Origin of the sequence: Amycolatopsis sp. NPDC052450 (genome assembly GCF_044547565.1) — a bacterium.
GTDB lineage: Bacteria > Actinomycetota > Actinomycetes > Mycobacteriales > Pseudonocardiaceae > Amycolatopsis.
Map to the genome: position 1 here is coordinate 138778 of NZ_JBIUAQ010000021.1, position 18296 is coordinate 157073.

15 protein-coding genes are annotated in these 18296 nt (G+C 69.7%); 4 read left to right on the top strand and 11 right to left on the bottom strand.

Annotation, left to right across the window (positions count from 1 at the left end; translation table 11 throughout):
• Positions 1–84: 84 nt before the first annotated feature.
• From rpmA to ACIHAO_RS29280, 3 genes are all read right to left on the bottom strand, one after another.
• Positions 85–342, bottom strand: a complete 258-nt coding sequence (rpmA, locus tag ACIHAO_RS29270; protein ID WP_086846674.1) for a 50S ribosomal protein L27 — start codon at positions 340–342, stop codon at positions 85–87.
• 38 nt (positions 343–380) lie between these two features.
• Complete coding sequence (gene rplU, locus ACIHAO_RS29275; RefSeq protein ID WP_005158538.1) at positions 381–695, bottom strand: 50S ribosomal protein L21; 315 nt, start codon at positions 693–695, stop codon at positions 381–383.
• A gap of 169 nt (positions 696–864) precedes the next feature.
• Positions 865–3948: a translation initiation factor IF-2 N-terminal domain-containing protein gene (locus ACIHAO_RS29280; protein WP_396563162.1), complete on the bottom strand. Its 3084-nt coding sequence runs from the start codon at positions 3946–3948 to the stop codon at positions 865–867.
• Between the two features lie 544 nt (positions 3949–4492).
• Here ACIHAO_RS29280 and ACIHAO_RS29285 point away from each other — a divergent pair.
• Complete coding sequence (locus ACIHAO_RS29285) at positions 4493–5923, top strand: S8 family peptidase (RefSeq protein WP_396563164.1); 1431 nt, start codon at positions 4493–4495, stop codon at positions 5921–5923.
• Between the two features lie 144 nt (positions 5924–6067).
• Here the strand turns inward: ACIHAO_RS29285 and ACIHAO_RS29290 are convergent, their stop codons facing one another.
• From ACIHAO_RS29290 to ACIHAO_RS29300, 3 genes are read right to left on the bottom strand one after another with little or no spacing between them, the layout of a single operon-like run.
• Positions 6068–6895: an ABC transporter permease gene (locus ACIHAO_RS29290; RefSeq protein WP_396563166.1), complete on the bottom strand. Its 828-nt coding sequence runs from the start codon at positions 6893–6895 to the stop codon at positions 6068–6070.
• Between the two features lies 1 nt (position 6896).
• Complete coding sequence (locus tag ACIHAO_RS29295; RefSeq protein ID WP_396563168.1) at positions 6897–7712, bottom strand: ABC transporter permease; 816 nt, start codon at positions 7710–7712, stop codon at positions 6897–6899.
• Positions 7712–8626 (bottom strand): ABC transporter ATP-binding protein, encoded by a 915-nt coding sequence (locus tag ACIHAO_RS29300; RefSeq protein ID WP_396563193.1) that lies wholly within the window; start codon positions 8624–8626, stop codon positions 7712–7714. Before ACIHAO_RS29300 ends, ACIHAO_RS29295 begins: the two co-directional genes overlap by 1 nt.
• 118 nt (positions 8627–8744) lie before the next feature.
• Here ACIHAO_RS29300 and ACIHAO_RS29305 point away from each other — a divergent pair, with 118 nt between their 5' ends.
• Positions 8745–9770, top strand: coding sequence for a M14 family zinc carboxypeptidase (locus tag ACIHAO_RS29305; protein ID WP_396563170.1), 1026 nt, complete (start codon positions 8745–8747; stop codon positions 9768–9770).
• A gap of 59 nt (positions 9771–9829) precedes the next feature.
• Here ACIHAO_RS29305 and ACIHAO_RS29310 read toward each other — a convergent pair whose 3' ends face one another.
• The 4 genes from ACIHAO_RS29310 to ACIHAO_RS29325 form a co-directional block, all read right to left on the bottom strand.
• Positions 9830–13174: a phosphodiester glycosidase family protein gene (locus ACIHAO_RS29310; protein ID WP_396563195.1), complete on the bottom strand. Its 3345-nt coding sequence runs from the start codon at positions 13172–13174 to the stop codon at positions 9830–9832.
• Between the two features lie 127 nt (positions 13175–13301).
• Positions 13302–14045, bottom strand: coding sequence for a maleylpyruvate isomerase family mycothiol-dependent enzyme (locus ACIHAO_RS29315; protein ID WP_396563172.1), 744 nt, complete (start codon positions 14043–14045; stop codon positions 13302–13304).
• 55 nt (positions 14046–14100) lie between these two features.
• A complete protein-coding gene (gene ndk, locus ACIHAO_RS29320) occupies positions 14101–14511 on the bottom strand; it encodes a nucleoside-diphosphate kinase (RefSeq protein ID WP_037310703.1) in 411 nt (136 codons plus the stop codon).
• A gap of 64 nt (positions 14512–14575) precedes the next feature.
• On the bottom strand, positions 14576–14923 hold the full coding sequence (locus ACIHAO_RS29325) for a winged helix-turn-helix transcriptional regulator (RefSeq protein ID WP_396563175.1): 348 nt from the start codon (positions 14921–14923) through the stop codon (positions 14576–14578).
• Positions 14924–15033: 110 nt separating this feature from the next.
• On the opposite strand from ACIHAO_RS29325, the gene ACIHAO_RS29330 reads away from it, so the two are divergent.
• Positions 15034–15927: an NAD(P)-dependent oxidoreductase gene (locus tag ACIHAO_RS29330; protein WP_396563177.1), complete on the top strand. Its 894-nt coding sequence runs from the start codon at positions 15034–15036 to the stop codon at positions 15925–15927.
• Here the strand turns inward: ACIHAO_RS29330 and ACIHAO_RS29335 are convergent.
• A complete protein-coding gene (locus tag ACIHAO_RS29335; protein WP_396563179.1) occupies positions 15881–17437 on the bottom strand; it encodes an alkaline phosphatase D family protein in 1557 nt (518 codons plus the stop codon). The genes ACIHAO_RS29330 and ACIHAO_RS29335 overlap by 47 nt on opposite strands.
• Before the next feature lie 341 nt (positions 17438–17778).
• Between ACIHAO_RS29335 and ACIHAO_RS29340 the strand changes: the two genes are divergently transcribed.
• On the top strand, positions 17779–18296 hold a 518-nt coding region (locus tag ACIHAO_RS29340; RefSeq protein ID WP_396563181.1), incomplete at its 3' end, for a DUF222 domain-containing protein.

Here is an 18296-nt window from a genome sequence, read left to right on the forward strand (position 1 = left end):
AAAGGGGGATACACAAAACAAACGAGGGGTGGGCCCGGATATTCCGGCCCACCCCTCGTCAGAGGTCTAGCTTGAAGCCGAAACTCAGGCTTCGGACGGCACGATGTTGACCGTCTTGCGGCCACGCTTCTCGCCGAACTGGACCGCACCGGCGGCCAGGGCGAACAGCGTGTCGTCGCCGCCACGCCCGACGTTCACGCCGGGGTGGAACTTGGTGCCACGCTGGCGGATCAAGATCTCGCCCGCGTTGACTTCCTGACCACCGAAACGCTTGACGCCCAGTCGCTGCGCGTTCGAATCGCGACCGTTGCGGGAGCTGGACGCACCCTTCTTGTGAGCCATGGCTCAATCCTCTTTCTGACGAAGATCCGGAGAAAGTCCTACTTGGAGATACCGGTGACCTCGACGCGGGTCAGCTTCTGCCGGTGACCCTGACGCTTGTGGTAGCCGGTCTTGTTCTTGAACTTGTGGATCCGGATCTTCGGACCCTTGGTCTGCTCGACGACCTTGCCGGTGACCGAGACCTTCGCCAGTGCGTCGGCGTCCGTGGTGACGTCGCCACCGTCCACAAAAAGGACTGCGGGGAAGGTGTGCTCGGTACCCGGCTCGCCTTCGAGCTTCTCGACCTCGACGACGTCGCCGACGGCCACCTTGTACTGCTTGCCGCCAGTCTTGACGATCGCGTACGCCGACACGGAAGTCTCCTGCTTACTCGACAACGGGTGGGGGCTTGCGTGATCGGCCCACCAGGAAAGTCTCGGTGGTCCAGATGCTGCGCAAGGTGCCCGCTCTAGGTGGCGGGCCGTTCTACAGGTTACGTGGGGCTCCCCGGTGCGATCACACCGGGGTGCCCCTAGGTGTTCACTAGCTCTTTTCCGACGCCTTGACCGGCGGACCGGCCGGCCGCGAGGCCGCCCGTCGCGGACGACGGCGAGTGGTGGCAGGACCGGCCGGGGCCGGGACGTCCACCTCGGACTCGGAAACCTCTGGTGTCACAACGGTCTCAGGAGTCACCGGAACCTCGGGAGCTTCGGGCTCCGGGCCCGATTCCCCGACGACGGCGATCTCTTCGTCCCGCACGGCCGGAGCCTCGTCGTCCGGAGTCGTCACCGGTTCACCGGCGAGTTCGGTCGCGGGCGGCTCGACGACCGGCTCCGAAACCGGCTCAGCCGCTGCCTCGGCCGCCTGTTCGACGGTCGCCTCGGCAACGGGCTCCGAAGCCTCCTTCGCCGGCTCAGCGGGCTGCTCCGCCGCCTGCGGGGCGTGGCCGTTGAGCGCGGCGCCCTCGGTGTTCTCGGTGACCTCGTGCGGGTGCTCACCCTTGGCCGCCTTGGCGGCGTTGGCCACGGCTTGGACCGCCGAAACCACCGACTCGCGCTGGCCGGAGGCCTGCGGAGCCTCGGTCTTGGCCGCCGCGGGCTCGTTCTGCGCCTGGTCCTCACCCTTGCCGCGACCGCGGGACCGGCGGGAGCCCTGCTCCTTGCCGCCACCACCGCCACTGCTGCCGCCACTGCCGCCGTGGCTGTGACCATTGCCACCGCCGGCGGTGCGCTGCGGCTCGGTCGAGACGACCACGCCGCGGCCCTTGCAGTGCTCACACGGCGTCGAGAACGCCTCGAGCAGGCCGGTGCCGATCTTCTTGCGGGTCATCTGCACCAGGCCGAGCGAGGTGACCTCGGCGACCTGGTGGCGGGTGCGGTCGCGGCCGAGGCATTCGGTCAGGCGGCGCAGCACCAGCTCACGGTTCGATTCGAGCACCATGTCGATGAAGTCGATGACGATGATGCCGCCGATGTCCCGGAGCCGGAGCTGGCGGACGATCTCCTCCGCCGACTCCAGGTTGTTCCTGGTCACCGTCTCCTCGAGGTTTCCACCCGATCCGGTGAACTTGCCGGTGTTGACGTCGATGACCGTCATCGCCTCGGTGCGGTCGATGACCAGGTAGCCACCCGAGGGCAGCCAGACCTTGCGGTCCAGCGCCTTGGTGATCTGCTCGTCGATCCGGTGGTCGGCGAAGGCCGAACCGGTGCCCGTGTACCGCTTGACCCGGTCGGCCAGATCCGGCGCCACGTGCTGCACGTAGTCGTAGATGGTGTTCCAGGCCTTGTCGCCCTGGATCTCCAGCTTGGCGAAGTCCTCGGTGAACAGGTCACGCACGACCTTGACCAGCAGGTCCGGCTCTTCGTAGAGCATGACCGGGGCGCTGTTCTTCTTGCCGCCGTTGCCGGCTTCGGCCTTCTCCTTGATGACGTCCCACTGCGCCTTGAGGCGGCGGACGTCACGGTCCAACTCCTCCTCGGCGATGCCCTCGGAAGCGGTGCGGATGATCACACCGGCGTCCTCGGGGACGATGCGCTTGAGGATGTCCTTCAGGCGGCGGCGCTCGTTCTCCGGGAGCTTCCGGGAGATGCCGGTGGCACCGCCCGCGGGCACGTAGACCAGGAAGCGGCCCGGCAGCGAGATCTGCGTGGTCAGCCGGGCACCCTTGTGCCCGACCGGGTCCTTGGTGACCTGGACCAGCACGGAGTCGCCGCTGGAGAGTGCCTGCTCGATCTTGCGGGCCTTGCCCTCGAGACCGGCGGAGTCCCAGTCGACCTCACCGGCGTAGAGCACGGCGTTGCGGCCGCGGCCGATGTCGATGAAGGCGGCCTCCATCGACGGCAGCACGTTCTGCACACGGCCGAGGTACACGTTGCCGACGATCGAGCCGGTGCCCGACGAGGTCACGAAGTGCTCGCACAGGACACCGTCCTCGAGCACGCCGATCTGCGTGGACTCGCCCTTCTCGGCGACGACCATGGTGCGCTCGACCGACTCGCGGCGGGCGAGGAACTCGGCCTCGGACAGGATCGGCGCGCGACGGCGGCCCGCCTCGCGGCCGTCCCGGCGGCGCTGGCGCTTGGCCTCGAGCCGGGTGGAGCCGCGCACGCTGCGGACCTCGTCCCTGGCGGGGCGCTCGGTCTCGGCGGCGGCCTTGGCCTGGCGCACGTGGACGACCGTGTTGGGCGGGTCGTCGCTGGTGGCCTCGGTGGCGTCGTCGTCCCCGCCCTTGCGGCGGCGACGGCGGCGGCGGCGCTTGCTGCCGTTGTCGGAATCGGCGTCGTTGTCCGAATCGGAGTCGGCGGACGCCTCTTCGGCGTTCTCGGCCGCGGCCTCTTCGGCCTCGGCGGCCTTCTCCTTGTCCTTCGCGCGCTGCTGGCGACCACGCGGGGCTTCGGGCTGCTCGTCCTCGTTCTCGTTCTCGGACTCGGCCGAGTTCTCGTCCCCTCCCTTGCCGCGGCCACGGCCACGACGTCCGCGACGGCGGCGGCGACGGCCGTTGGCATCGTCACCGTCCTCGTCGGTGCCGTGGCCCTCGGCCTGGTCGTTCTGCGTCTCGTCCTCGTCGGAGGCCGTCTCTTCGGTGAAGGCGGGCTCCGGCCTGCGGGCGGGCTTCGCCGAGACGGGCTCCGGCGGCAGGAACACCGGCGACGGCGCGGCGAACACCGGGACGTGCACGGCGGCCTTCGACCGCCGGGTCGTCGTCTGCGGCGGCTCCGGGGTCACCGGGGCGGCCAGCGCGGGCGGAACACGCCGCGAAGGGGCCTCCACCTGCGGAGCGGGCTCCGGCTCGGCCTCGGGCTTCTTCGCCTCGGGTTCGGGAGCCGCCGGGGTCTCGGCGACGGGCGCCTCGACGGCAGGAGCCTCGGCAGCCGGGGCCGCCTCGGGCTCGTCTCCACCGGCGAGGGCTTCGGCGAGCTTGAAGGCCACATCGCGAGTGACGCTGGACTGCGCGCTCCGGACGGTCTCGCCGAGCTCACCGAGCTTGGCCATCAGTTCACGGCTGTTGGATCCCAGCAGCTTCGCCAGCGCGTGCACCCGGATCCGGGGAGGCAGTTCGCCCAGCTGGGCTGCGATGGGTGTGGCGGTATTCCCGCCGGTGACGGCGGGTGTGTCCGCGTTCGACATATATCTCCTCCGCCCCCGGGCGCGTCGGCTGGCTCACACCGGCTCGACGCGGCCGCGCAGGGGCCCCTTTCTGTTCGTTCCGCCGTGGTGGTCACCAGCAGCGGGAATCCTTGCCCGGCACCGCGACGGCGCGCCGGGGTTGTCCGGGCGCCGCATACGGCTGAAGGTCTGCTCGGCGGAGCGCTGGCCACGTTCGCGACATCGGGCCGCCCGCCACGTCGTCGAGCCGCATACAAGCGGCGACGCGTGTGGAGGATGTGCAGCACACCACCGGGCCACGAGACCGCGAGCGCCACCTCTCACGTGTGCCCGTCGGCCAGCGGCCACCGTGAGTATCCCACACCCCGGCCCCACTCCGGTGTACTCGGTGCCACAGACCCGGCTCCCGGGCGCGCCGCGACCACCGGCCGAGGGAACTTCGCGGGAGAGCTTGTCGACCCGGCCGAGGGTGGCTACCGTGCCGCTCGGGGGTACCGACGCCCAGGCCAGTCCAGCCCGGGCCGTGGTGACCCCCGTTGTCCGATGTTCTCCGGTGGGAGGTCCGGTGTCCCTGCTGGGGCGGCCCCTGCGAGCGGCCGTGTGCGCCTTCTTGGTGCTCTGCGGCTCGGTCGCCGCTGTCGCGACGGCCGAGGCGGAGCCATCGTGTCATCCCCAGGGCCGGGCGCTGCGTTACGTCGTGGTCTTCGACCGCGGCACTTCCGAGGCCGAGGCCAGGGCGGCCGTCACCGGCGGCTGCGGCAGCACGACGATCTACTACCCGCAGATCGCGGTGGCCGTGGCGACCTCGGCCGACAAGGACTTCGCCGAGCTGGTCCGGCCCGCCGCCGCGTTCAGCGCGCAGGCGGAACGGCTGGCCGTGCAGCGGGCCAACGGCACGTCACCGGCCAGATCGGCGCCCGCGCGCGCCGGACTCGAACCGACGGATCCGGCGAAGGTGCCTTCCGCGGACCGCACCGGCGAGCAATGGGACATGCGCGCGATCGGCGCCGACAAGGCTCGTGAGCGGGAGCCGGGCAGCCGGGACGTCGTCGTCGGCGTCCTCGACTCCGGCGTCGACCCCGCCCACCCCGAACTGGCGAGCGCCCTCGATCCCGGCAAGTCCGCGGGCTGCCTGACCGGCGCGCCCGACCGGAACTGGGCCGCGACGACGTCGGTGCACGGCACCCACGTCGCGGGGATCATCGCCGCCGCAGACGACGGCAAAGGCGTCACCGGGGTGGCACCCGGCGTGCGGATCGCCTCGGTGAAGGTGATCGACGATCGCGGGTACGCCGACCCGGAGGCCGCCGTCTGCGGGCTGATGTGGGCAGCCTCACAGGGCATGGCCGTGACGAACAGCAGCTACTTCGTCGATCCGTGGTCGCTCTCGTGTGCCCACGACGATCAACGGGGCGTGGTGAACGAGGTCATGTCCCGCGCCGTCGAGTACGCGACCTCGGCAGGCACGCTCACCGTCGCGGCGGCGACCAACGAAGCCGTCGCGCTGGTGCCCTCGCCGCACTCGGGTGCGCGGCCCCGGAGCGAAGGCTGCCAGGCGCTGCCCGCCGGCCTCCGTGACGCCGTCGCGGTGTCGTCGGTGAGCGAAGAGCGGGTCAAGGCCGGCTACAGCTCGTACGGGCTGGGCGTGATCGACGTGACCGCTCCCGGCGGCGAGGCCGGGCGGTGTGTGCTTTCGACCGTTCCCGGCGGGTACGCGCCGCTGTGCGGGACGTCGATGGCGGCGCCGCACGTCGCCGGTGTCGCGGCGTTGCTCGCTTCGGAACACCCCGGGTACAGCGCCCGCCAGCTGAGGCGGACGCTGAACGGCCAGGCCACCCCGATCGCGTGTCCCGCCGACTACGACCTGGCCGGTGACGGCTCTCAGGACGCGTACTGCACCGGGTACGCGGGCTTCAACGGCTTCTACGGGCACGGCATGGTCGACGCGCTGGCCGCCGTGGCTCCGCGGCGATCCAGCTCGAACCCGGCCCGGTGAGCAGCAGGGGCCGCTGAGACTACTGTGCCTGTGGGGCGCACGTGGCGATCACCGAGTCCGTGAAGGCCTCCTTGAGGGACTCTGGGTCCCTCAAGGAGGCCTTCACGGAACTGGGCGTACACGCGTCGCCAGGTCCATACGGGGTCAGCGGAGCAGGAGCTTGCCGAACCGCTTCGAAGACGCGTAGATCCCGACGGCCGCCAGCGCCAGCAGATACGCCACGTTTCCCGCCATACCCCACGACAGGACGCCGACCGAGAGTCCGCGCATCAGCTCGATCCCGTGGTACAGCGGGAAGATCTGCACGATCCACTGGATCCCCGCGGGGTAGACCGAAAGCGGGTAGAACGTCGTGGAGAAGAGGAACAGCGGCATCAGCACGAGGTTGATGTAGTCGAACTGCGAGACCGACCGCAGGAAGGTCACCAGCACGATGCCGATGGCCGAGAAGGCCATCGCGATCAGCAGCGCCGCCGGGATCATCAGCAGCGCCCACCACGACCCGGGCAGCCCCATCACGGTCATCACGCCGAGGAAGGTCGCCGAGTAGATCCCGCCGCGCAGCACCGACCAGCCGACCTCGCCGAGCGCGATGTCCAGCGGCCCGATCGGGGTGGCGAGCATGGCGTCGTACAGCTTGGCGTACTTCAGCTTGAAGAACAGGTTGTACGTCGAGTCGAGGATCGCGCCGTTCATCGCCGACGCCGCGAGCAGGCCGGGCGCGACGAAGGCGACGTAGCTCATCGCCTGCCCGCCGGGCCCGACGACCTCGCCGACGAGTTTGCCGAAGCCCAGTTGGAAGGCCATCAGGTAGAACAGCGGCTCGAAGACGCCGGACACGAACAGCATCCAGGCGTGCGAATACGTCAGGAAGGTGCGCTCCAGCACCGCCGTCGACCGGCCGCTGTACAGCGCGGACGGCAGGACACGCAGCAGCACCCCGCGCCGCGGGACTTCGGTGAGCACTGCCATCTCAGACCACCAGCCGTCGGTAGAAGTACTTGTGCGCCAACGCCCAGCCCGCCCCGGCCAGCACCACCAGGAAGGCGAGATGGCCCAGGGTGGCGAGCGGGCCGACGGTGCCGAGGCTGACCGCCCTCGCCGCTTCGTTGCCGTGCCACAGCGGGGAGATCCAGGCGATCCACCTCAGCGGATCCGGCAGCTGCGAGATCGGGAAGAACGTGCCGGAGAACAACGTCATCGGGATCAGGACGAACCGGAACACCAGGCCGAACCGGGTGCCCTCGTCGTAGGTGGTCGCGGCCAGCGCCATCACCGGGGTGCCGCACGCGATGCCGGTGAGCGTCCCGATCAGGATGACGGCGAGGACGCCGAAGCTCGTCCAGGATCCGAAGAGCGCCGCGATGACGGCGTAGATCGTGCCGGCCAGGGTCAGCCGCAGGCTCACCCACATGATCTGGCTGCCGAGCACCTGCCCCGGTGTGATCGGGGTGGCGGTGACGGCCAGGTAGTCCTTTTGCCATTTGAACCCCGACAGCACGGGATAGCTCGACTCCCCCACCGCCAGTTGCGCCGCGCCGGCGACGAGCAGCGCCGGGGCGACGTACTCGAGGTACGAGAACCCGCTGGTCGCCGCGCCGGCCTGGACCTGGGAGCCGAACCCGAGCCCCATCGCGGCCAGGAACAGCACTGGCTGGAGACCCGACGAATACAAGGTGGACACCCAGTACCGGCGGTACCACATCCAATGGCCCTCGACCCGCAACCAGGCTCCCGCCCAGCGCGAGACCACGCGGCCCGTCGACGCCTTCGTCTGTGCTGTCGTCATCAGTCGACCAGCGTCCGGCCGGTGAGGCGGAGGAAGACATCCTCCAGCGAGCTGCGGCGGACCAGGCTCGACAGGGGCCGCAGCCCGCGCGCGTGCGCCTGTTCGAGGGTGGCCTCGCCGGTCATCGTGTAGAGCAGGACGCGGTCCGGCAGCACCTCGACGCGTTCGGCGAGGCCTTCGATCTGCTTCGCGGCCGACTCCTGCTCGCCGTTCGGGAACCTCAGCTCCACGACCTCGCGGGTGGAATACCGGCTGATCAGATCCGCGGGCGAGCCTTCGGCGGCGATCCGGCCGTTGTCCATCACGACCAGCCTGTCGCAGAGCTGCTCCGCCTCGTCCATGTAGTGCGTGGTGATGATCAGCGTGGTCCCGCCTGCCTTGAGCCGGAACAGCCTGTCCCACAACAGGTGGCGGGCCTGCGGGTCCAGGCCCGTCGTCGGCTCGTCGAGCAGGAGCAGTTCCGGGTCGTTGACCAGGGAGCGGGCGATGGTCAGCCGCCGCTTCATCCCGCCGGAGAGCGAATCGACCTCCGCGTTCGCCCGGTCGGTGAGCTGGGCGAACTCCATCAGCTCCTCGGCCTTGTTCCGCACATGTGACCGGGAGAGCCCGAAGTAGCGGCCGTAGATCTGCAGGTTCTGCCGGACGGTGAGCTCGGTGTCCAGGTTGTCCTGCTGCGGCACGACGCCGAGCCGGGCACGGATCTTCGGCCCCTCGACGTCCGGATCCATGCCGAGGACCCGCAGGTCGCCGTCGCTGCGCGGGGAGACGCTCGCGATCATCCGCATGGTGGAGGACTTGCCCGCGCCGTTGGGCCCGAGGAAGCCGAACGCCTCCCCCGGCCGGACCTCGACATCGATCCCGCGTACGGCCTCGAAATCGCCGAAACGCTTGACCAACGCCTTCGCCTGCACCATCGCCGGTTCGTGCTCTGAGTCGCCCACGGTTGGCACCCTAGGACCTGCCACCGACAAAACTCGACCGGATTACCGGCACCCTTGTTGGACGGCCCCGGCTCGTCGATACTCACCGACCATGAGTCTGAAGCCCAAAATCGCCCTGTTGTCCGTTTTTGTCAGCGCAGGGCTCCTGGTGGCGCCCGTCGCTCAGGCCGCCGAGAACACTCCGACCACTGTGGACGGTCGTACCGTCGACCCGCGGCCCTCCACCGCCAAACTGGCCTTCGAACTGCAGAAGCTGGCCGTGCTCAGCCACGGCAAGATCCGGGTGGACCGGATCGGCCGCAGCAACGAGGGCCGTCCGGTGTGGGCGGCCAGGGTCGGTCACGGCAAGACCCGGATCCAGTACGTCACCCAGCAGCACGGCGACGAGCCGCTCGGCACGCCCGCCGCCCTCGAATTCCTGCGCAAGGTCGGCGTCGGGCACAGCGCGTGGCAGCAGAAACTGCTCGCGAAGGTGACCGTCGACATCGTCGTGCGCGCCAACCCGGACGGGCACGAGCGCGACTGGCGCTACAACTACGACCCGACCGCCACTCCCGAATACGGTGAGAAGGGCAAGGGTTACGACATCAACCGCTACCACGACCCGGCCGTCGCGCCCGAGGACAACCCGGCCACCGAGGCGGGCCTGATCCAGCGGCGGAACGCGTCGTTCAAGCCGGACATCATGGTCGACTACCACATGCAGGGCCGTTACCAGGACGCCGACGGCAAGGAGATCACCGCTTCGACGCTGTGGCCGACGCATCCGGGCGTGAAACCGTCCGATGTGGACTTCGCGAAGCAGATCGCGGTCGTGGTGCAGCGGTCGATCGACGGCAACGGCGGCTATGTCTCGCAGTACCCGGGCGGTGACTACCAGGGCATCGCGCGCAACGGGTACGGGCTGCTCGGGAACGGCAGCGTGCTGATCGAACTGAGCCTCATCCCGGATCGGGAGCAGCAGCAGATCCAGGACGCGCTGGCCTCGATGCTCGCGATCGCGCGGACCGCGGCCGACGGTTCGGTGCGGAAGGTGGACCCGGCCGACGCCGAGGCGATCCCGCCGCGGGGTCCGGCGCTGCCGGGTACGGTCGAAGAGGCGCACGAAGCCGCCTGACGCGTGCAATGAAAGGCCCCTTCATTGCAAATTTTGCAATGAAGGGGCCTTTCATTGCACTAGCGGACGGTGACCGACAGACTCCGCGTCACCCCGTTGACGGTGACCGAAAGACTCGCCACCCCCGCCCGCAGCGCGGTCAGCACCCCGGTCGCCGGGTCGAACGACGCGACGTCCCACGGCATCGCGGGCACGAAGCCGCCGGCGACATGCGTGCCCCAGCCGCCCTTCCAGTCCGCGCTGACCGGATACGAGACCGGCACCTGACGCGCTCCCTGCGTCACCACCGCCCGGACGTCCGCCTTCTCCCCGCGCGCCAGCGACGAGGGCCCGGACAGCGTCAGCGCGTCGACGTTCGGCCGCGTTTCGAACCGCACCGGCTGCGCTTTGTCGCCCGGCTCGAACCGGACCATCGTCCAGCCGACGAAACCGCCGTCACCAGGGGCGGCCGCGGGTGACTTCCCGGAGTTGCCGTTCACCAGATACGGCACGCCGTCGACACGTGAGAGGTTGAAAACGCCCGCGTGCGAAGCGATCGCGGCCGTCTGCTTCCCCGATTCGCGTTCGAAGGCGGTGAGCCAGCCGGTCAGCATGGCGGCTTCCTTGCGGTCGGCCAGTTGCGAGTTCCCGGCCGGGCTCGGGTCCTTGACCGGATGGTGCATCGCGACGACCACACCGCGGATCCGCCTGTCCGTCTTCGCGCCGTCCAGCGCCTCGCGCAGCATCCGGACCTGGTCGAATCCGCCCGCGCGCAGCGAACCGCGCGAGGAATCCATCAGTACCAGGCGGATGCCCGCGACGTCGGCGACGCGGCGGGTCTCCCCGAACGCCGCCTGGAACTCGGCGAGCCCGTGCCCGCCGTCGGCCTCGTGGTTGCCCGGAACGTAGTACCAGGGTGCCTTGCCGACCAGTTCCTCGTCGATGATCGACTTCGCCAGCACGAAATCGGCGGCCGTGCCGCGGTCGACGAAGTCGCCGTTGATCAGCACGAGATCCGGTTTCGCCGCCACCGCCTCGCGCAGCGCGCGCCGGGCCTGGGCGACCAGCGGGCCGTTCGGGGCGTCGGCGGTGAACTGCGCGTCGCTGACCACGGCGATCCGCAGTCCGCCGGTCGCGGCGCCGTCGGTGATCAGCGCCGGGTCACGCGGCGCCGGGTCGGCCGGGACGGCGGCCGCGGGCGCGACCTCGAAGGTGAGATCGTCGAACACCAAACGTCCCTCGTACTGCTGGTCCGGGACGTTTTCGACGGCGTAGAACTTCGTCAGCCGCTGCCCGTCGGGAAGCCCGGCCGGGATCGCCGCCCGGACGTAGCGCCAGCCCGTCCAGTCGACGCTCAACGACAGGTCCACGACGGACGGGACGTTGGCGGCGTCACGGAGTTCCGCCCGCAGCCAGGCGCCCTTCGCGTCGCCGTTGACCCACAGTCCGACGCGCTGGGTACCGGGCGGCAACGCGACCGGCGCCGCCGAGTTGACGTACGCGGCGCGCGTGGCGTTGGTCCCGTTCAGCCGGTAGTCCAGCGCGAGACCGCGTCCGCCGTCACGCCCGGGAGCCTCGGAAAGCGCGGCGCCGACGACGGCGGGGAAGACGCTGGCGGTCCAGCCCGCCGGGCCGTCCAACGACGCCGCCACCCGGGATTCCGTGCCGACGGACGCCGCCAGATGCGTCACCTTCCCGCCGGCGGTGGCGGTGATCGCCGAAGCGCCCGAGGCCTTCAGCGCGGTGACCGCGAACCCGTCGCCGGACGGTTCGATCTTCACCACCGCGGGGTCATAGTCGAGTTTGACGTCGTCGGGCTCGATCCACGTGCCATAGCCGTCGGCGTCGTAGCCGAACACCTTGAAGGTGCTCTTCGCGCCTTCGCCGGACAGCGCGACCTGCTCGGTGCTCGTACCCAAGCGAACCGGCGAGCCGAGGACGTTCAGCGTCGCCTTGCCCATGACGCCGCCGCGCTTGGCGTAGACGTCGACGTTCGCGGGCGCGTCCGGGCGGAGCCGGTCGGCGTGCGCGGTGAACACGCCGCCGGTCACGGTGCCGCGGACAGGATTCGTACTGAGCCACTGGACCTTGCCGTCGACGGCGGTACCGGTCTCGTCGTGGCCTCCGGCGAGGAGTTTCCGCGTCAGCCCGGAGAGCACACGCCTCGCGTCGGCGGTGTCCTGCACGGGGCGAGGCGAGAAACCGGTCAGTCGCCCGCTTCCCGGTACGGTGGCGACGCCGATGCCGTTGGGCACCAGGCGTTCCCCGCCGTCCGACGGCGCATTGCGCACCAGCGGCGACTTCTCGCCCTCCTCGCGGGCGAGCATGGTCGACGAGCCGCCACCGTCGAGGTTGATCGCGTCGTCCGCGCCGAGCGACTTCAGGTGGCGGGCGAGTTCCAGTTCGGTCATGCCGCGGCTGTCCGCCTGACGGCCGTCGATCGTGGCCAGCCACATCTTCGTGCCGTCCGCGGAGAACCCGACCGCGGTCCGGGGGTGCATGGCGACGTTGTCGACCGGCTGGATCGCGCCGTCCCGCACCAGGATCTTGTTTCCGCCGATCGACACGGACAGCTTGCCCGCGTCGCTCTTCGGCGCGTACGCGACGCCTACCCTGTCGCCGACCTTCAAGCCGGACAACGTGTCCACGCCGCCATCACGGGCCAGCAGGATCGTCGTGCCTGCCGCGATCGGGCCGTCCGCGGGCTGCGGCCGCACCTGCGTGACGACGCCGTCGGAAACCTCGATTTCGACGACACGCTGAGCTCCGGCGACCGAGGTCCGTCGCGAAGACGCGCCCCACAGCGGGGTGTAGACGCCGATCGCGTCACCGCTCAGGACGGGGCTGTTGAAGTTCGACGCGGGCACGACCCGGCCGTCGGGCAAGGTGACCGACGCGTCGAGGAACACCTCCGCGAGCCGCGCCTTGCCTTCTTCGGTGATCGACGCGGTCAGGTTGTGGCCGCGCGCGGGCGCCGTCTGGAGTTTCCCGGCGTCGATGCCGACGCCGATCGGCGCGCCACTGGCGTTGATGTCGAAGAAGTCCCCGTTGACCCCGGCGACCGCACCGGACCTGGCGACCTGCTGCGAAAGCGGTGTCCGCGCGGAAACGGTGCCAGGGCTGAGGTACGTCGGCTTGAGGGTCTTGCTGGTGAGGTCGACGGCGAGGGTGTCGCCGCGGATCCAGCCCGCCGGGTCGTAGCGGTCGAACTCGGTCAGGCTCAGGCCCGGCGCCACGCGCGAAGTCGCGCTGGTGGTGACGAGACCGTCGTCGGGCGCGGCCACGGCGTACGCGGACGGCCCCTCCTTCGCCGAGGAGGCCGCGGGGGCGGCTTCGATGGGCGCGGGGCCGAGTGGAGCGGCCAGAGGATCGGCGTGCGCCGGTGCGGCGACGAACAATCCGGGCAGCAGGGCAGCGAGCAGCAACAGGCGTGATCTTCTCACGAAATACCCCACGATCGAGTGACAGGCAGCACCGCTCAGCACAGCGGACGCGAGCCGCCAGGAGAAGACCCCGAGGTGAACGTGAACCGAACGGCGTAGGGCGCGAAGGTCAGGGCGTGACCGGCCCGGCGAGGAAGGTCTTCGCCGACGTGGCGTCTCCGCTGATTTCGATGCCCGCCCCGTCGAGCTCGATCCGTTGCCACAGCAGCAGATCAAGCACTTCCGCGGGCCCTTCGACGACGGCGCCCGCCGCTTCGGCGGGGTCTGCCTGCCGCGAGCCTGGGACGTCGGTTTCACCCGGCGGTGTGATCAACCAGGCGTGTCCGGTGTCGGATGTCTTCAGCAGCAACGGAACGGTGACCGCGGGCGGGGTGTGCCAGCGCTTCACCTTCGGCAGCATGCCGAGGAGGACCTCGTCCACGCCGTCGGCGGCGATGGACGGGTCGAGGGTGTACACGGTCCCCGCCGCGCGGTGCGCGTCGAGCAGATGCACCGCGGTCTCGTGGACCTGGCGGCGGAACCAGAAGGCCTTGGTCTTGGCGGCGGCGGTGAAGTTCCAGGCGCCGTCTTCCGGGGACGCCTCGCGCATCGCCTCGATGAGGCCGGCGGCGCAGTCGGCGTACCAGGCGGCGAGATCCGCGCCCGGTTCGGCTTCGAGGTCCTGCGGTGCGGGGTTTCCGGTGCGCACGATCTCCGTGGCCCAGCGGTGCACGTTGCCGAGGTGGACGACCAGGTCACGCAGGCGCCAGTCACCGCAGCACGGCACGGGCGCGGCGTGGTCCCCGGTGCGTGCCACCCGCGCGAAACCGGTGGTGAGTTCCCGCAGCCGTTCCAGGTACTCGTCCGGTGTCATCGAAGCTCCCCCGATCCGTGGACGGCGCGGCGATCCCGCGCCGCCCACGAGTGTGTCAGACCTCGGGGAACCAGAGCTTGAGCTCGCGCTCGGCCGACTCCGGGGAGTCCGAACCGTGCACCAGGTTGTACTGGGTCTCCAGCGCGAAGTCGCCGCGCAGGGTGCCAGGGGTGGCCTTCTCGACCGGGTCGGTACCGCCGGCGAGCTGACGGAAGGCGGCGATGGCACGCGGGCCCTCGACGGCGATCGCGACCAGCGGGCCCGAGGTGATGAACTCGAGGAGGTCGCCGAAGAACGGGCGCTCCTTGTGCTCGGCGTAGTGCTCCTCGGCGACCGAGCGCTCGACGGTGCGCAGTTCGAGGGCGGCGAGCTTCAGGCCTTTGCGCTCGATGCGCGAGATGACCTCGCCGACGAGGCCGCGCGCGACGCCATCGGGCTTGACGAGGACCAGCGTGCGTTCAGTCACGGCGGTATTTCTCCTTGGGTGGGTTTCGTGCTATTCGCCCGGAGCCTACTGGGTGCTTCGCCGCTCACCTCACCTCGGACCAGGGAATGGCCTCGATACGCGCCTGGTGCTCCTCGCCCCACTCCCCCAGCGCGGCCATCGCCGTGTTGAGGGAATCCCCGAACGCGGTCAGCGAGTACTCCACCTTCGGCGGGACCTGGTGGTACACCTCGCGATGCAGCAGTCCGGTGGTCTCCATCTCGCGCAGTTGCAGGATCAGCACCCGTTCGCTGATGCCGGGCACCGCGCGCCGCAGCTCCCCGAAACGCAGCGGCCCGTCCTGGAGCGCGAACAGGATGAGCCCTTTCCATTTGCCGCCCACGACGGCGATCGCGGCGTCGAGGCCGCAGGTGAACGTCCGGTTCTTGGTCATCGTCACTTACCTTTTTGTCAGTACCCGGCAAGATAGTAGGTACTTGATCGAATGTACGCGACCGTCCAGCATGAAGTCATCCCGAAGATTTCCTTTGACTGGAGCGAAAAATGCCGAAAACGCCGGTGACCGTCCTTGGCCTCGGTTCGATGGGCTCGGCCCTGGCGGGCGCGTTCCTCACGGCCGGGCATCCGACCACGGTGTGGAACAGGACGGCCGCGAAGGCCGATCCCCTTGTCGCACTGGGAGCGAGGCGGGCCACGACGGCCGAAGAGGCGGTGCGGGCGAGCCCGTTGGTCATCGCCTGCCTGACCACCTACGAGGCCACCCTCGCGGCCTTGGCGCCGGTTTCCTTGACCGGACGCGCTTTGGTCACCTTGAACAGCGGCTCACCGGCGGGAGCGCGCCGGATGGCCGAATGGGCGACGAGCCGGGGCGCGCGGTACCTCGACGGCGCGATCAAGAACGTGCCGTCGGCCGTGGGCGCACCGGACACGTTGCTGTATTACGGCGGCGACAAGACCGTTTTCGACGAGCACCTGGAAACGTTGCGGGTGCTGGGCGGCGACACCGTCCACCTCGGCGAGGACACCGATCTCGCGGCGCTGTACGAAACGGCCGTCGGCGGCACCCTGCTGCCCGCGCTGGTCGGGTTCTTCCAAGGTGCCGCCGCGCTGCGGTCGCGCGGCCTCGAAGCCGAGACGCTCCTGCCGTACGCCACCAAGTGGTTCGAGATGATCATCTCGGTGCTTCCGATGTACGCCAAGGAAATCGACAGAGGCGACTACTCGGATCCCGCCGCCTCGGTGGACATCTTCCACGCCGGCGCCGCCGCCGACCTCGGACTGGCCGAGGAAGGCGTCGACGTCGGATGGCAGCTGCCGATGCACGACCTCGTGCGGCGGGCCGCCGAGGCCGGGCACGGCGACCGCAGCATCGCGGTGCTGACGGAACTGCTCAGCGTTGGGGCTGCAACGTCTTCGACCACAGAGAAGCGCCGGTAGCGTCCCTCAGGTCGACGGTGAGCGCACCGCTCCGTCCGTCGATGTTCACCTCGCCGAAGTGCTGGAAGCCGTCGGCGGGCGAGGTGTTCGCGGCGGGCGGGGCATGCACGAACACCGCTTCCGGCCCGAAGGTCGGGTCGAGCGTGTTCGGGCCGAACGCGCCGGCGTTGAGCGGGCCGGAGACGAACTCCCAGAACGGGTCGAAATCGGTGAAGGACGCGCGATCCGGCGAGTAGTGGTGCGCCGCGGTGTAGTGCACGTCGGCGGTCAGCCAGACGACGTTGCGTACCCGGCGCCGCGAGATCTCCCGCAGCACCCAGGCGAGTTCGGTCTCGCGGCCGCCGGGCGCGCCGGGGAGGCCGTTGGCGACGCCCTCGATGGCCTTGCCGTCCGGCACGGTGAGACCGATCGGGAGGTCGGCCTGGATGATCTTCCACGTGGCGGTGCTGCGATCGAGCGCGTCGACGAGCCAGCGCGCCTGGCGGTCGCCGAGGATCCGGCCCGGCTCGGTCTGGTCGGCGGTGTTGGCGTCCTTGTAGGTCCTCATGTCCAGCACGAAGACCTCGGCGCGCGAACCGTGCCGGAAGTTGCGGTGGACGCGGCCGTCGACGGCCTGGCGCCGATCGATCGGATGCCATTCGTGGAACGCCTGGAACGCCCGCGCGGCGAGCACGTCGACCCGCTTCTCGGTGTATTCCGGACGGTCGTTGAGGATCTCACCCGGGTACCAGTTGTTCACGACTTCGTGATCGTCCCACTGGACATAGGCGGGCACGTTCGCGGTGAACCGCTTGAGATTGTCGTCGAGAAGGTTGTAGGCGAACTGGCCGCGGTACTCGTCGAGCGTCTCGGCGACCTTCGACTTCTCCGGGGTGACGATGTTGCGCCACACGCGGCCGCCGGGCAATGCGACGGTCTCGGTGAGCGGCGCGTCGGCGTAGACCGTGTCTCCACAATGGAGGAACAGATCCGGGCGGCGGTCGGCCATCGCCCGGTAGATCGTCATTCCGCCGCGTTCGGGGTTGATGCCCCAGTTCTGCCCCGCGACGTCACCGGACCACACCAGGCGCACATCGGAGCGGCCGACCGGGGCGGTGGCGAACCGGCCGGTGACGGCCTCGCTGCGCGTCCGGCCGTCGAGTGCTTCGGCGGTCACGCGGTAGTGGACCTCGGTCCCCGGCGGCAGGCCCGCGACACGGATCTTGCCGGTACCGCCGGTCTCCGGGCTCATCACCGGCCCGCGCACGCGGCGCGCGTGCCGGAACGAGGGGTCCCTGGAAACCTCGACGATCAGCCGCGCGGGCCGGTCGGCGCGCGACCAGACGATGCCGGAACCGGTGGTGACGTCACCGGACTGGACACCGTGGGTGAGCACCGGGCGGTCGCGGCGGATCAGCGGGACGGGATTCGCGGTCGCGGTTCCGGGGAGAAGCAGGCCGCCCGCGACCGCTCCGGCGCCGGTGAGACCGGCTTTGAGCAGCGTGCGGCGGTTGTGGTGGGTTGCGGTCATGGCGCGGTTCTATCCCGCGGCCACGGCCGGTGGGCCAACGGCGGTTTACCTGGTGATGAACGAACGGACGGTAGCCGTTCCGGCGACCTCCGCGACTCCGTTCGGCGGCGAACTCGCCTCGGAGTCCACAATGGACACACACATGCGGAAGCTCGGGCACTATCAACTCATCCCGACCAGTTCAAATCATGATGCGAAGGCTTCCCCTTCGCCCTGGTACATCTTTTCCTTGCGAATCAAGAACTCCTGGCCACATCATGTCGCCATCGCCAGAATGGAGAATCCATTTCGGAGCAACTTTCATATTCGCACGCCTGTTCGATTGCTGGTATTCTTGCGGGGTGTCCAGACAACGAATCCTCGAACCGCCACAGGAGTTGTGGCGTGCCGGTGCGCGCGAGCTCGCGCACGGCGTGGTCGAGCGGTTGTCGGTGGCACGACAGGCTTTGGCAGAGGCCGGGCAGTTCCTGGTCGAGATCGAGTCCCGCGGTCCGATGGAACTGTTCGGGCATGGTTCGACCGCGGGCTGGTTCGCCGAAACCGCCCGCATCAGCCCCAAAGAAGCCCGCGACACCGTGACGCGCGCGTTGGCGGTGAACGAAAGCCGCAACCTCGACGGCACCCCCGCCCCTGCTTTCGCCCCCATCGCCGGAGCCGCCGCGGCCGAAGGCGAACTCGGGCACCAGCAACTCGACCCACTCCTGGCGGTACTGAAGAAAATCCCCGCCGACGTATCAGCAGAGGACCGGTCCGGCGCGGAACAAATCCTGGTGAACCTGGCCCGCCACGCCGGCCCCCAGGAGATCATCAACGGTGGCGCGGAACTCTTGGCGCACCTGGATCCCGACGGGAACGAACC

Excerpts from the sequence above, each read along its gene's own strand:
- ACIHAO_RS29325 (WP_396563175.1), bottom strand. The coding sequence starts at position 14,923 with ATGACCAAGAACCGGACGTTCACCTGCGGCCTCGACGCCGCGATCGCC.
- rpmA (WP_086846674.1), bottom strand. The coding sequence starts at position 342 with ATGGCTCACAAGAAGGGTGCGTCCAGCTCCCGCAACGGTCGCGATTCG.
- ACIHAO_RS29335 (WP_396563179.1), bottom strand. The coding sequence starts at position 17,437 with ATGACCGCAACCCACCACAACCGCCGCACGCTGCTCAAAGCCGGTCTC.
- ACIHAO_RS29305 (WP_396563170.1), top strand. The coding sequence starts at position 8,745 with ATGAGTCTGAAGCCCAAAATCGCCCTGTTGTCCGTTTTTGTCAGCGCA.
- ACIHAO_RS29280 (WP_396563162.1), bottom strand. The coding sequence starts at position 3,948 with ATGTCGAACGCGGACACACCCGCCGTCACCGGCGGGAATACCGCCACA.
- ACIHAO_RS29330 (WP_396563177.1), top strand. The coding sequence starts at position 15,034 with ATGCCGAAAACGCCGGTGACCGTCCTTGGCCTCGGTTCGATGGGCTCG.
- ACIHAO_RS29300 (WP_396563193.1), bottom strand. The coding sequence starts at position 8,626 with ATGGTGCAGGCGAAGGCGTTGGTCAAGCGTTTCGGCGATTTCGAGGCC.
- ACIHAO_RS29295 (WP_396563168.1), bottom strand. The coding sequence starts at position 7,712 with ATGACGACAGCACAGACGAAGGCGTCGACGGGCCGCGTGGTCTCGCGC.
- ACIHAO_RS29315 (WP_396563172.1), bottom strand. The coding sequence starts at position 14,045 with ATGACACCGGACGAGTACCTGGAACGGCTGCGGGAACTCACCACCGGT.
- ACIHAO_RS29290 (WP_396563166.1), bottom strand. The coding sequence starts at position 6,895 with ATGGCAGTGCTCACCGAAGTCCCGCGGCGCGGGGTGCTGCTGCGTGTC.